Annotated in this window: 9 protein-coding genes; 1 reads left to right on the top strand and 8 read right to left on the bottom strand. The window is 31.8% G+C overall.

The window, feature by feature from the left end:
- Nucleotides 1–31: 31 nt before the first annotated feature.
- Nucleotides 32–2,065 carry a ComEC/Rec2 family competence protein gene (locus ACIQ2J_RS09760; RefSeq protein WP_396169145.1) on the top strand — a complete coding sequence of 678 codons (2,034 nt, stop codon included), beginning with the start codon at nucleotides 32–34 and terminating at the stop codon, nucleotides 2,063–2,065.
- Here the strand turns inward: ACIQ2J_RS09760 and ACIQ2J_RS09755 are convergent, their stop codons facing one another.
- The 8 genes from ACIQ2J_RS09755 to ACIQ2J_RS09720 all read right to left on the bottom strand — a co-directional run bounded on the left by ACIQ2J_RS09755 (nucleotide 2,066) and on the right by ACIQ2J_RS09720 (nucleotide 11,878).
- Nucleotides 2,066–2,596, bottom strand: coding sequence for a thioredoxin family protein (locus tag ACIQ2J_RS09755; RefSeq protein ID WP_396169143.1), 531 nt, complete (start codon nucleotides 2,594–2,596; stop codon nucleotides 2,066–2,068). It abuts the gene before it with no gap.
- 49 nt (nucleotides 2,597–2,645) lie between these two features.
- On the bottom strand, nucleotides 2,646–4,169 hold the full coding sequence (locus tag ACIQ2J_RS09750) for a peptide MFS transporter (protein WP_396169141.1): 1,524 nt from the start codon (nucleotides 4,167–4,169) through the stop codon (nucleotides 2,646–2,648).
- 2 nt (nucleotides 4,170–4,171) lie between these two features.
- The gene (locus ACIQ2J_RS09745) at nucleotides 4,172–5,830 is read right to left on the bottom strand and encodes a peptide MFS transporter (RefSeq protein WP_396169139.1); all 1,659 of its coding nucleotides are present in this window, start codon (nucleotides 5,828–5,830) and stop codon (nucleotides 4,172–4,174) included.
- A gap of 76 nt (nucleotides 5,831–5,906) precedes the next feature.
- Nucleotides 5,907–7,424 carry a peptide MFS transporter gene (locus ACIQ2J_RS09740; protein ID WP_396169137.1) on the bottom strand — a complete coding sequence of 506 codons (1,518 nt, stop codon included), beginning with the start codon at nucleotides 7,422–7,424 and terminating at the stop codon, nucleotides 5,907–5,909.
- A gap of 38 nt (nucleotides 7,425–7,462) precedes the next feature.
- Nucleotides 7,463–7,804 carry a DUF5615 family PIN-like protein gene (locus ACIQ2J_RS09735; RefSeq protein ID WP_396169135.1) on the bottom strand — a complete coding sequence of 114 codons (342 nt, stop codon included), beginning with the start codon at nucleotides 7,802–7,804 and terminating at the stop codon, nucleotides 7,463–7,465.
- The gene (locus ACIQ2J_RS09730; protein ID WP_396169133.1) at nucleotides 7,804–8,025 is read right to left on the bottom strand and encodes a DUF433 domain-containing protein; all 222 of its coding nucleotides are present in this window, start codon (nucleotides 8,023–8,025) and stop codon (nucleotides 7,804–7,806) included. The genes ACIQ2J_RS09735 and ACIQ2J_RS09730 overlap by 1 nt, the downstream gene beginning before the upstream one ends.
- A gap of 42 nt (nucleotides 8,026–8,067) precedes the next feature.
- Nucleotides 8,068–10,236 carry a S9 family peptidase gene (locus ACIQ2J_RS09725; RefSeq protein WP_396169131.1) on the bottom strand — a complete coding sequence of 723 codons (2,169 nt, stop codon included), beginning with the start codon at nucleotides 10,234–10,236 and terminating at the stop codon, nucleotides 8,068–8,070.
- 124 nt (nucleotides 10,237–10,360) lie between these two features.
- Nucleotides 10,361–11,878: a thioredoxin-like domain-containing protein gene (locus ACIQ2J_RS09720; protein ID WP_396169129.1), complete on the bottom strand. Its 1,518-nt coding sequence runs from the start codon at nucleotides 11,876–11,878 to the stop codon at nucleotides 10,361–10,363.
- Between the last annotated feature and the right edge of the window lie 1,543 nt (nucleotides 11,879–13,421).

The following is a 13,421-nucleotide window of genomic DNA, read 5'->3' as shown; positions in this document are numbered from 1 at the left end:
GATTTTATTTCTTTTCCGTACTTTTAGAATAATGAGGGTACTTCAATTTCCATTAATAAAAATTACAGGCTGTTTTGTATTTGGGTTACTCTTGGCTCATTATATAAAACCGCCTTTTTTTGTTGCTTTAATTGCATTAATAATTAGTTTCATTGCAGTTATAATTACTTATATTATTCCAAGAAAGACAATAATCCCAAAAAATCATTTTGGTATTGCAACATTTTTGGCAGCATTTTTAATTGGTGTTTTCACTTTTGTATCTAATAATCAAACGCGAAACAAACTCCATTATATTCATTTTATTTCTACTCAAAAGAAGAATTACACCGCAACAATTACCTTAAAAGAAAAATTAAAAAACACAACAGTTAACTATCGTTATGTTGCGCAAATGATTACCCTTAACGGAAAAGAAAGTTACGGCAAAGTACTTTTGAACCTAAAGAAGAATCCATTTATTCCTACTTTAGAAATTGGAACTATTCTTAAAGTAAAGGGTTCGTTTTATAAAAATAGAAATCCTAATAATCCGAATCAATTTGATTATGGCAACTATTTGGAAAACCAACAAATATATGGGCAATTGTATGTGAAGCCTTCCGATATTCAGGTAGGTTCATTCACAGATAAGGGTATTGCCTATCATGCAAGTTTGTTGCGAAACCGAATTATCCGAAATCTAGAAAAAAACCATTTTCATAAAACGGAACTGAATGTAGTAGTTGCATTACTGTTAGGCCAACAACAAGACATATCGCCAGAAGTCGTTAAGGATTATCAATATGCTGGAGCAGTTCATGTATTATCGGTTTCGGGTTTGCACGTTGGGTTTATATTGCTTTTCATTACATTTCTGTTAAGGCCATTTCCAAATACTAGAACGGGTTCTATTGTCAAATTAATTATTGTAATCACCTTTTTATGGGCATTTGGAATTCTAGCCGGTTTAGCGCCATCAGTTGTGCGCTCAGTTACTATGTTTTCTTTTGTTGCGATTGGAATGTACCTCAGAAGAAGTATTAATATCTACAATACCTTAGCAGTTTCCGCTTTGCTTATTTTGCTGTTCCAGCCTTCTTTTTTGTTTGATGTTGGATTTCAATTGAGTTATGTAGCGCTTTATTTTATTGTTTGGCTACAGCCTTTCTTGGCTTCTGCATGGAATCCGAAATATATAATTTTACGGCAATTTTGGGAAATCATTACTGTATCCTTTGCGGCACAAATAGGCACTTTGCCAATGAGCATCTATTATTTTCATCAATTTCCGGGGTTATTTTTTGTTACCAACATAGTAATTCTCCCAGGGATGTCTTTAATTTTGGGGCTTGGAGTAATTGTAATGTTCCTTGCAGCACTTGATTGGGTTTGGATGCCGCTATTAAAATCTTTGGAATGTTGTATTTGGGCTTTAAATAAGATAATTGCTTGGGTTGCATCGTTTGAAAATTTTGTATTCAAAGATATTCCGCTTCATTATTTTAGTATGTGGGGATTGTATTTGGTAATTTTTAGCAGCTTCATTTGGATGAAAAAACCAAGCTACAGAAAATTTATTGCAACTTTATTTGCCCTAATTATCTTGCAAATAATTGCAATTACAATTAAATACACTAATGAAAAAGCTGAGGAATTTATTATTTTTAACAAACAGCGCACAAGTATTTTCACCAAACGAATTGGCGATAAGGTTACGGTATTTACTTCTGAAAATTTAGAAAAAAACGCAAATGCTAATTTAGTTTTGAAATCTTATTTAGTAGCTAATTATTGTTCTATTCAAAAGAAGAAAAACATACCTAATTTACTGTATTTCAAAAACAAAAAAATTCTAGTAATTGATTCTTCTGGGGCATACCTAGAAAAGGAACGTCCTGATATTTTACTTTTGATTAATTCTCCAAAAATTAATTTAGAAAGAGTATTCCAAAATTGGAAGCCGCAAAAAGTTGTCGTAGATGCCTCAAATTATAAATCGTATTGCAAAATTTGGAAAGCAACTTGTGTAAAAGAAAAAATCCCTTTTCATGACACTGCCGAAAAGGGATTCTTCAAATTATAATTACGCTTTTTTAGCTTTCTTTTTAGTTGTTTTAGGTTTTGCTACTGGAGCTGGTTTTGGGTCAGCTACATAATTTGCAAGTATCTTATTAGCGCTTGCAATCCAAGCCGATGGTCCTCCTGCAAGATAACCCGTGCTTCCTAATTGCTCTAAATTAGTTTTCCCGTCATTAACAGAAGGCTTAACAAACCAAACCGTTGGAAAACCTTGCACCTTAAACATCTCTTGTAGTTGGTTGTTTTGCGCTTTAATTCCCTCTGGCTGTGGTGTTCTTCTTGGAAAATCCAATTCTACCAATATAGCATGGTCTTTTGCCCAAGCCGTAAAATCGGGAGTTTTAAAAACTTCATTTTGCAAACGTATGCACCAGCCACACCAATCGCTACCTGTGAAAAATAAAAACAATGGTTTTTGTTCTTGTCTTGAAGCTTCAATTGCTTTATTAATATCGGTGTACCATTTTAACCCCTCTTGGGCATTAGAGGTAACACCTGAAATAACCAATAATAATGTAATAAGTATCTTTTTCATTTTCTGTTTTAAATCTGTTTTTCAATAATAATTCCGAAATTTAATAAATTTATTTTACTTCTTGCATTAATTTTTTAATTAATGGTGAAATTATTATTAATATTATTCCTGCAATTAAAGCATAAAGCCCTAATTGTTTGTATCCATCAGCATAGGTTATAAGTATTTCCGCTTTGGTTGCCCCTTCTTTAGCTTCCGACAGAAAAGCACCAATTAATCCAGCTACATATTGTCCGTAGGCACTAGCTAAAAACCACATTCCCATCATCATCCCTTGGAGATTTTTAGTGGAAAGTTTAGTCATAATAGACAACCCAATTGGTGACAAGCAAAGTTCCCCAAAGGTAATTACCAACAATGCTAAAGTAAACACGTTTAAAGAAGTGATGCCAGAAAGTGTTGCGAAAAATTTTGTTGCAAATAAAACATAATATCCTAATCCAAGAAGTATAAATCCTAATCCAAATTTAATAATTGTATTTGGTTCCATTTTTTTCTTGTTCAACCATATCCATAATAAACCTATAGGAACCGCAACCAAAAGTATAAAGAAAGCCCCTCCAGAATTATTAACTCCGTTAGGATCTAATTGCATTCCTAATAGATTTTTATCTAAATGTTCTGCAGCAAAAATGCTTAAGGACCCTCCACTTTGCTCGTAAATTCCCCAAAAAATTATAGAAAAAAGTATGAAAACTAAAGCTGCCCAAAGTTTTTTTCTTTCGGCTGGAGTAACTTTTGTCATTTCATAGAAAAGATAAATCAGCGTTAATGGCCCAATGGTCCACATAAAATAATCGGTATATTCTGTTTTGGAAACCATTATTTTTATTAACGGAACCATTAAAATTGTTCCTGCATACACTGAATACTCTAACCATTTAGCAATTGGCTTCGATTTAACTTCCGCCAATGGATGTCCTGGTTGCAATCCAATAGTTCCTAATGATCGTTGCGTAAAAACAAAATTAACCAAACTAATTATCATTACTACTGCAGCCAATCCGAAAGCTACATTCCAACGTTTGTCTTCTGGAATTAAATTGGTAAACATCTCTCCTTTTCCAATGGCAATACATAAATAACCTCCTAATAAGGCACCCATATTGATACCGGCATAAAATAGAGAAAACCCTGCATCGGTTCTAGAATCGCCAGATTTATATAATTTACCAACCATGGTGGAAATATTTGGCTTGAAGAAACCAGTTCCAATTATAGTAAATGAAATCCCTAAAAAGAAATATTGGTGCGGATCGGTTGCTAAAATAGCACTTCCTACAATCATAAGCAGTCCTCCCCAAAAAAGAGATTTTCTAAAGCCAAGTATTTTATCTGCAAATAAACCTCCGATGAAAGTAAAAGCATATACAAATGCTTGTGTAGCTCCATATTGCAAGTTGGCTTCTGTTTTATGAAAATTCAATTGGGATATCATAAAGAATACCAACATTCCTCGCATTCCATAAAAACAAAAACGCTCCCACATTTCAGAGAAAAACAGACTCCAAATTTGCTTTGGGTATTTACCTTTAAAATCTTGGATTTGTTCTATTGTAATTTGTTTTTCCATAATTAATTAATTCCGTGGTCTTTCATTACTTTATTTAAATTTTTCACTAGCGCAAACATCAATACTGTTGCGAACATTAACAATCCAAAATTCAACCAAAAGAAGTTGGTTTTATCATCGTAAGAGTCCCACATACTTGCTAAAACACCGGATAATTTATTACCTATTGAAGTAGATAAAAACCAGCCACCCATCATTAAAGCGGTGATGTTTTTGGGAGACAACTTGGACACAATGGACAATCCCATTGGGCTGAGGAATAATTCTCCGATGGTAATGATTCCATAATTGGCAACCAACCACCAAACGGAAACTTTCTCCATTCCGTTGTTTCCAATATGAACTGCAGCAACCATAACCAATACCGATAAAGCCGAAATTAACAAACCAAATGCGATTTTTGTTGGTGTGGATGGTTCTTTTTTTCTGCTTCTTAAAAAGGTGAAAAATGCTACAACAAGCGGCGTTAAAATAATTACCCAACCTGGATTTATGGATTGGCTTAAATTGGTTGCCCATATACTTATTTTACTTCCTTCTTGTGGTATTTTTTCTTTGTGAACATTTCTAAAATAAATAGGATAATCCACTACTTTTTTCACTTCCCCATTTTCTTTTTGAAGTCGAAAACTGGCATCGTATAATTCGGTAGTATCTTTTTTATATTCAATTTCTTTAGCTAATTTTAAATTACTAAAAACCGCTTGAGTAGTTCCCGTAATTTCTCTATCGGTATATCGATCTGCCCAAGTCGTTAAAGCAGAACCATTCAATTTGAAAACGGCCCAAAATAAAATCACCACTGCAAATATTGATAATAAAGCGCCAATAGGTCGTTTTTCTTCTTCTTTGGCTTTAAAATACAAACTTCCGTAAAAGAAAATAATAGGAATACAAGCAAAGATAAAAGCATCGGTACTATCGGAACCAAAAATAGCGCTATTGGTATTGGTCTCCGAAGTTACTCCTTTTAAAAACCATCCAATAATTCCGAAAATAACGGAAGGAACTAATATAAAAAGTACAATTTTGTAAAACGGCATGTCGCCTTGTTGCACTCCTTTTTTATCGGTTTTAGTGCCATAATGCTTGGTTCCGAGAAGGAACACAATAACACCAATAAACATTCCTAAACCTGCAGCCATAAAGGCATATTGCCAACCTAAAAGTATTTGCAAAGCTGCGCCAAAGAAATTACAAATAAAAGCCCCTACATTTATTCCCATATAGAAAATATTGTAGCCTTCGTCTTTCTTATCGATGTATTTCTCTTCTGAATAAAAATTTCCTAATAGTGTTGAGATATTGGGTTTGAAAAAACCGTTTCCAACTATTACTAGTGTCATTGCTAGATAAAGCATTGGCAAACTATGAATTCCCATCATAAAATAACCTGCTCCCATCATAATACCTCCAATTACGATTGATTTTTTATAGCCTAAATATCTATCAGCTACTAATCCGCCAATGAAAGGCGTTAGAAATACTAAAGCGATGAAGGTTCCATATAAATCGGAAGCTTCTTTTTCGGTCATGGCAAATCCAGCTTCTACATCTTTAAGATATAATGTAAAAATTCCGATCATTAAATAATAACCAAAACGTTCCCACATTTCGGATAAAAACAAATAAGGCAGTGCTTTAGGATGATTTTTCCACATAGTAATTTGATTTAAAAAACAAACCTACAAGGATTTCTTGTAGGTTTGAAAGGTATAAAAATATTTTTAATTTAGATTATCTGTTTTCTACTTCTAAATCAACACTTTCTAAATGGTCATTATGCATTTTTTTTTCTAGCCAAGAACTCAATACAAATAGAATTGCAGCTGCAGTACCAGACATTATGATAAACAATACAAAAAACTCGTATAAGTTTGTGATTTGAAAACCTATAAATGAAGTTGCTCCACCTGTTCCATCTTCTCCACCAGGAATTAAGGCACTTAATGTTCCTGCAAATTTATTAGCAGCAGCATTAGCCAAGAACCAAGTTCCCATCATTAAAGAAGATAAACGTAGAGGTGCTAATTTAGAAACCATTGATAAACCAATTGGCGACAAACATAATTCTCCAATTGTGTGAATTACATATAAACCAATTAACCACCACATAGATACTTTTTCGCCTAATCCTAAACCTTTAACAGCAATTGCAATTACAACATATCCCATTGCAACTAATCCTAAACCTATTGCCATTTTTTTAGGTGACGATGGCTCTAGTTTTCTTGCATATAAAAATCCCCAAACCATTGTCATAATTGGAGCAATTGAAATAACCGCTAAAGGATTTACCGATTGAAAATAAGACGCTGGCATTTCCCAACCAAATAAAGTTCTTTCGGTTTGTCTATCTGCAAATAATGTTAAGGAAGCTCCTGCTTGCTCAAATGCACCCCAAAAGAATATAACAAAGAAAGCAAGAATAAAAATCACAGTAATACGTTGAGTTTCAATTTTATTTAAACTTTTATCTGTTAAAATTAAAATTGGCATTGCTACCATTGCTCCATAAATGAAATAGCTAATGATATCAATATCGCTTTTGAACATTTGTTTGAAATTCAACATAAAAAAGATAATAGCAATGGATCCAATGATCATCCCGATACTTTTAGCATCTAATTTTTTTACTGGCAAACCAATTTCTTTCCCTTCTTCAGAAATAAGGTATTTTTTTTGACCAAGTATAAAAGCGACTAAACCTAACAACATTCCTATACAAGCCGCTAAGAATCCCCATTTGAAATCCATAGAACCGCAAATAAGTGGTGAAAAGAAAGCTCCAAGATTAATTCCCATATAGAAAATTGTAAAAGCACTATCTATTCTTCTATCATTTGCAGGATATAATTGCCCTACCATGGTAGAAATATTTGGTTTGAAGAAACCATTTCCAATAATAATGGAGGTTAATCCCATCCACATTAATGAAACACCATCTGCTCCTGCAGAAGCGCTTAAAAACATGAAAAATTGACCTAAAGCCATTAATAATCCTCCAATAATAATACTTCTTCTATTTCCTAGAAATTTATCACACAAGTAACCTCCTAAAAGTGGCGTTAGATAAACTAAACCGGTATAACTTCCATAAATTTGAGACGCATCTGCATCTTTCATTAATAATATTTTAGTCATAAATAGAATGAAGATTGCTCTCATTCCATAATAACTGAATCGTTCCCACATTTCTGTGAAAAATAGGAAGTAAAGTCCTTTTGGATGTCCTGTTTTTACTGTTTCACTCATTTTAAATTAATTTAGTTTTTATTTAGTTTGTTATAGTTTTAATCAATTTCAAGACACGCTATGTCTTGTTTTTCTGGATTGGTTATGAAATTTCTTATTATCAAATGTTTTTCTTCTAAAAGTGTAACTAACTGATTTGTGGTTAGGTTTCCTTTTCTTATCCAAATTATTTTTGGAGGACAGCCATTAATAATGCTAATATCAAAAAAATCAGAATCAAAAGTTACAATTGAATAGTTTTCTTTTTTTGCAAAATTCCATATCTCAATGTCATCCTTATTCATTAATCCTAAACTAGAAATATGTTTAGACGCTGAAAATAATAAGGATATCTTTTTCTCAATTTTATAAGAAATATTTTGATCAAAAAGCAATTTCATTAAACACTTTCAATTTTATGTTCTTTATCTGCTGCATAGGCTAAACAAGCCAAAATATCTTTTTCCGTCAATTCTGGATAATCGGAAAGGATATCTTTAAAACTCATTTCATTTGCAAGCCAATTCAAAACATCGTAAACAGAAATTCGAGTTTCTCTTATACATGGTTTACCAAATCTCTTATTTGGATTCCGTTTTATAATGTCTTGATATTTTATCATTTTTTAAATTTTTATGTCATCACAAATTGTGATGAGTTAAATTTACAACTTCTCTTTCACAAAATTTGTCATTTTATTAAACAACTGAATTCTGGTTTTTCCACCATAAATTCCGTGGTTTTTATCGGGATAAATTGCCCAATCAAATTGTTTATTAGCTTGAATTAAAGCTTCAATCATTTGCATCGAGTTTTGAACATGCACATTGTCATCTGCCGTTCCGTGTATTAAAAGGAAATTTCCTTTCAATTTGCTCACATGGTTTATTGGTGAATTTTCATCATATCCACTAGCATTTTCTTGCGGCGTTTGCAAGTATCGTTCTGTATAAATGCTATCATAAAATCTCCAATTGGTAACTGGTGCTACGGCAATTGCCATTTTGAAAACATCAGCTCCTTTAAAAAGACAATTGCTTGCCATAAATCCGCCATACGACCAGCCAAATATACCAATTCTAGTTTTATCAACGTAAGAATAATTTCCAATTACTTTTGCAGCGTCTATTTGGTCTTCTACTTCGTATTTTCCCAATTGTAATTGGGTGCATTTTTTAAATGCTGCACCTTTAAATCCGGTTCCTCTTCCGTCAACGCAAGCAACAATATATCCTTGTTGTGACAACATCATAAACCACATATCGTTGGTGTCTAACCAATGATTAGCCACTTGCTGTGAACCTGGACCCGAATATTGAAACATAAAAACTGGATATTTTTTGGTAGCATCAAAATCTTTTGGCTTAATCATCCATGCATTTAACTTGTTTCCTTTGTCTGTAGTTAGTTCGAAAAATTCTTTATTTGGTAAATCATATTTCTTCAATTTATCTGACAAAGTAGTATTATCAACAATGGATTGCACTTGTTTTCCGTCTTTGGAATTGTTCAAAGAATAGGTTTTAGGAACAATTGCACTAGAATAAGTGTTTATAAAATAGGTGAAATCAGGACTAAAAGTAGCTTCATTGGTTCCTGTTTGTTGTGATAATTTAACTTTGTTTTTTCCATCCAAACCGACCTTGTAAACATCTCTAACTATTGATCCATTTTCAACAGATTGGAAAAAAACCGTTTTCGATTTTTCATCAAAACCATAATAAGCAGTTACTTCCCAGTTGCCTTTAGTAACTTGGTTTTTCAATTTACCGGTTTTATCGTATAAATAAATATGATTATAACCGTCTTTTTCTGAAGTCCAAATAAAACTGTTGTCCTTTAAAAAGGTTAAATTATCGGTAACATCAATATAAGCCGCATCTTTTTCGTTCATTACTACTTTAGCAACGCCAGAAGTTCCATCTACAAAAATCAAATCCAAATTATCTTGATGACGATTTAACACTTGCGCACACAAAACATTAGCATCCGAAGTCCATTTCATTCTTGCAATATAAAAATCGGAATAGTTTCCTAATTTAATTGCTTTGGAAGATTTTACTGCAACATTATATACGAATAAAGAAACCAAAGCATTTTTTTCTCCCGCTTTAGGATATTTAAAAGTTTCAACCGTTGGGTATAAATTTTTCTTATAAATATTCATTGAAAACTCGGGCACTTCGCTTTCGTCAAAACGGATATAGGCTAGTTTTTTACTGTCTGCACTCCAATCGAAGGCTCTTACAAAAGCAAATTCTTCTTCATAAACCCAGTCGGTAATTCCGTTGATGATGGCATTTTTCTTTCCGTCAGTAGTTACTTGAGTAATTTCTTTAGAAGCAATGTCATAAACAAAAAGATTGTTTTCTCTAGCAAAAGCAACTTTTGTTCCATCGGGAGAAAAAGTTGGTTCTTGCACTCTTTCCAAAATTTTAGTCAATTCTTTTGTTGTAAGATTATACAGATAATAATCGGCGGTAAAAGAATGGCGAAAAATTGGAGTTGTAGCATTTGCAATAAGCATTTGCTTTTCGTCATTACTAAAAGTGTAACTATCAATTCCGTCTGCTAAACTTTTGAAGTTTTTAGTATCAATTAAAGTTGCTACTTTTTTTAATGTTGCATAATCAAATAAATCAATTTGTTGGCTACTTGTTGCTCTATCCGAGTTAAGAACGGTGTATTGATTCGATTTTTTTAAAGACTGCAATTCGTCCATTGCTTTGGCACGAAATGCACCGGTGTAGATTTCTTCTACCGTGATTTTTTGTTGTGCAATAAGAGAAAAACCCGTAATTAGGAAAAGAGTAATAAGTTTAATTGATTTCATTTTTGTTTTTATTATAAACCGAGATCAATTTTAGTGAAAAATTTGCAATTATCGGTTGTTTTTCATTAAAAATACATCTTTAAGCAACATAAACGTTGTCTTTCTTAAAAATTGGGTAGGTATATTATTTATTAAGGTATTCTTTTTCCATCTCCTTAATTATATCGTTTAATTGCTCAACCCCTATTCGCTTAGCTTTTATTTTTTTATTTTTATCTAAAACATAAATAACAGGTGTTGAATAAACATCGTATTTAACAGTCACATTATTAATGTGCGCGCCATCATAAACATTAATCCAATCTTGTAAATTATTATCTGCAATATACTTCAAATATTTATCTCCTTCGTGTAATGTATATACACTATACACTTTTACGTCTTTTTTATCCTTTTTCAGTTCGTTATATAATTTAATTAGTTTTGGGATTTCTTTTTGACAATGCCCGCAATCTACATCCCAAAAAACTAAAATAATAAAATCGGAATTAACCGAATAAAGGTGATTGAACATTTTATTTAATGTACCTTCATTTGCATAATAGACCTTTGTAGCTTCGTCGCTAGTTTTAGCTGCTTCAAATCCCATCTTTTTTACTATTGGATAATCACCTGCTTTAATCATGGATAAATCGGGTGCCGTAGCACCAATTAATAGTGGTCTTAATAAATCGGCTCTTTTAATTATTCTGTTTATTACAGATTCATCATCATAAATCCCAGCAGCCTTACCTGTTTTAAAATATTTATCGGAAATATGAACAAAAACTTTATCCAACCCCATTATTTTAGAAGTTTCGTAGGTGTACGTTAAATGCGCCAACATATACTTATTAAGAAAACTTCCTGGTTTGGTTTTTTCTAAAATTCTATCTACTTCTACAATTACAGAGTCTGGATAGGAAACTATTACCGATTCAAAATATTTTTTTAGTTTTGGGAAAAAGAAAGGATTTCGCATGGTTGCTTCCTCTTTAAAATCAATATTATCCCAATAATGTTTTTTGTAGTATTTATAAACCATCAAACTATCTGGTCTTCCATTAGAAGCTTTTGGTATGTCTTGCAATACCTTTTCCATTTTTAAATTTAAAACATCTGCAATATAAGTTGCTTTGTTCTTTTCCAAAAAGTTCTTTTCGTAAGCTTGAATTCTTTTATCCAAAACTTTTTGCTTTTCATTTAAAAGCAGGGTATCTTTTTTTGTTTTAACATTAATCTCCGTTCTGTAATCTTGAAATTCTTTATTTTGTTTATTTATGAATTTTATATAATTGAAAAATTCATTTTCAAGAGGCGAATTAACTGCCGACAAATCTTCGAGGTCATTTTTTGCCAAATCATTATTAAGTTCTATTATTTGGGTTTGATCATCAATGAAAAAATCAAAATAAATGGATTTTTTTTGGCTAACTAAGGAGTAAATTCCTTTATCCAATTTATTTTTTCCTTTAAAAACTATTCTTCCATTTTTAATGGTGGTACAGGTATCTTTAATTAACGTTTTGTCAAACTGATAAAAAGTAAGATAAGCAATGGTATCATTACAATTATTTAGATTAATAGTAATATCATAACCCGATTGGGAATGTGCGTAAATAGCTGAAAAACAAAAAACAAAAGCTAAGAAAAATCTCTTCATAAAAAAATTATTTATAGGTTGAGTCTAAAAATTATATTTATCAAAAATAGTTTTTTTTTCTTTAATTCTGCAAATAATTATAATTCTAAAAAAGCTAAAAAATGATTATTGCATTAATAAACAGTGGTGCTCGATAAAACAAACTATTTGCTTTGTTAAGCCTTTTAAATATTAAATAAAATATACTTAACTAATTTTTAAAATATTCTCGCTAAGGCACAAAGTCGCAAAGAATTTAGATATAAACAGCATGCTCCAATTACAAGTGCGGATGCTCCAACTACAAGTGTGGGTGACCCCTCCTAAAATTACTTGACACGATTTCTTGTTAATTACTAAATTTTTATGTCAACTAATTTTTAATTTCTAATGTAATATTACATCGTTTTTTATTAATTGCAAAAATTATTTTGTTGCTGTTTTTAATCCTGTTTTATCTTGTCAAGTTGAGCTTTATTTCTAATCATTTTTACAGGTATTTTGTTATTACTAAAATTACTTTACCCTTGTTTTTTATTACTAAAAATTATCCTATTTTTATTCTAATTACTGATTTTGACATTGTTTTTATTACTTCTTTGTAAATACTTTTTTCTTCCAATATTTCTTTAAAACTCCTTTTTCTTCCTATAAAGATGCTACGCTTTAGATGGAACGCGGATTAAACGGATGCATTTGCAACGCGGATCCGTTAGAGGAATTGCAAACCCACAATCAAAATCAAAAAAATAACATAAAAAAGATTTTTTATGTCATTTGTTTGTGAAATTAAAATTTAGTTTGCCTTACCTATTGGCACGGTTTATTGATCCGAAGTCAGGAGACTTCGGATAGCGGGTTTTAAACCTGTTAGTTATTTTTTTTAATTGAAGCGAAAGTCTTGCGCATTTTAGTAAAGGTAATTCCCGCTTTTCGTTGCAATCTTTTTTAACTCCGACAGAGTTCAAAACTCTGTCGGAGTTAAAAAAGGATTTTCACTACAAATAAAATTCATCGAACTCCGCTAAAAAAAAATAGCAAAGTGAGATAATCGGGGCTAGTTAGCAAAGGTTTTGAATAGAGGCACTATTTCTAAGAAACTTCTGCTTCAAGTTGTCATTCTGACCAAGGAAGAATCCCAAACAAAACATAAAAAAACCACCAAAATCACTTTTGATGGTTTCTGTTATTTCAATAAGTAAAACCGTTGTGTTACTTCGTGCAACCTTTGTGGCTCTTTGTGTTACAGTATAAAGTTCTTTCACAAAGGACTCCAAGAAGCACAAAGTTTCACTAAGATTTAAACTGCAATAGCTTGAGTTTATTTACAAATCTGCCTATCGTTCCTATCGTTTTATTGATCCGAAGTCAGGAGACTTCGAATAGCGGGGGAGCTTCGGTAGGTCAGTATAGGTTTTCGGTAAGACCTAATAGAGTTGACGAATTCAATAACTTAATGCAACAAATGATAAATTTTATCTTTGTTGAATTATGGAAAAATTACGCAGACGATTAACCTTAAATGAACGGATTATTATTCAAACTTTACTGGGTGAGAATAGAT

The sequence above is a fragment of the Flavobacterium sp. genome, from assembly GCF_044357305.1.
Taxonomy (GTDB): Bacteria; Bacteroidota; Bacteroidia; order Flavobacteriales; family Flavobacteriaceae; genus Flavobacterium.
This window is presented reverse-complemented; position numbering and strand designations above follow the sequence as displayed.

Coding starts and splice junctions, on each gene's coding strand:
- ACIQ2J_RS09760 (WP_396169145.1), top strand. CDS start 32: ATGAGGGTACTTCAATTTCCATTAATAAAAATTACAGGCTGTTTTGTA.
- ACIQ2J_RS09755 (WP_396169143.1), bottom strand. CDS start 2,596: ATGAAAAAGATACTTATTACATTATTATTGGTTATTTCAGGTGTTACC.
- ACIQ2J_RS09750 (WP_396169141.1), bottom strand. CDS start 4,169: ATGGAAAAACAAATTACAATAGAACAAATCCAAGATTTTAAAGGTAAA.
- ACIQ2J_RS09745 (WP_396169139.1), bottom strand. CDS start 5,830: ATGTGGAAAAATCATCCTAAAGCACTGCCTTATTTGTTTTTATCCGAA.
- ACIQ2J_RS09740 (WP_396169137.1), bottom strand. CDS start 7,424: ATGAGTGAAACAGTAAAAACAGGACATCCAAAAGGACTTTACTTCCTA.
- ACIQ2J_RS09735 (WP_396169135.1), bottom strand. CDS start 7,804: ATGAAATTGCTTTTTGATCAAAATATTTCTTATAAAATTGAGAAAAAG.
- ACIQ2J_RS09730 (WP_396169133.1), bottom strand. CDS start 8,025: ATGATAAAATATCAAGACATTATAAAACGGAATCCAAATAAGAGATTT.
- ACIQ2J_RS09725 (WP_396169131.1), bottom strand. CDS start 10,236: ATGAAATCAATTAAACTTATTACTCTTTTCCTAATTACGGGTTTTTCT.
- ACIQ2J_RS09720 (WP_396169129.1), bottom strand. CDS start 11,878: ATGAAGAGATTTTTCTTAGCTTTTGTTTTTTGTTTTTCAGCTATTTAC.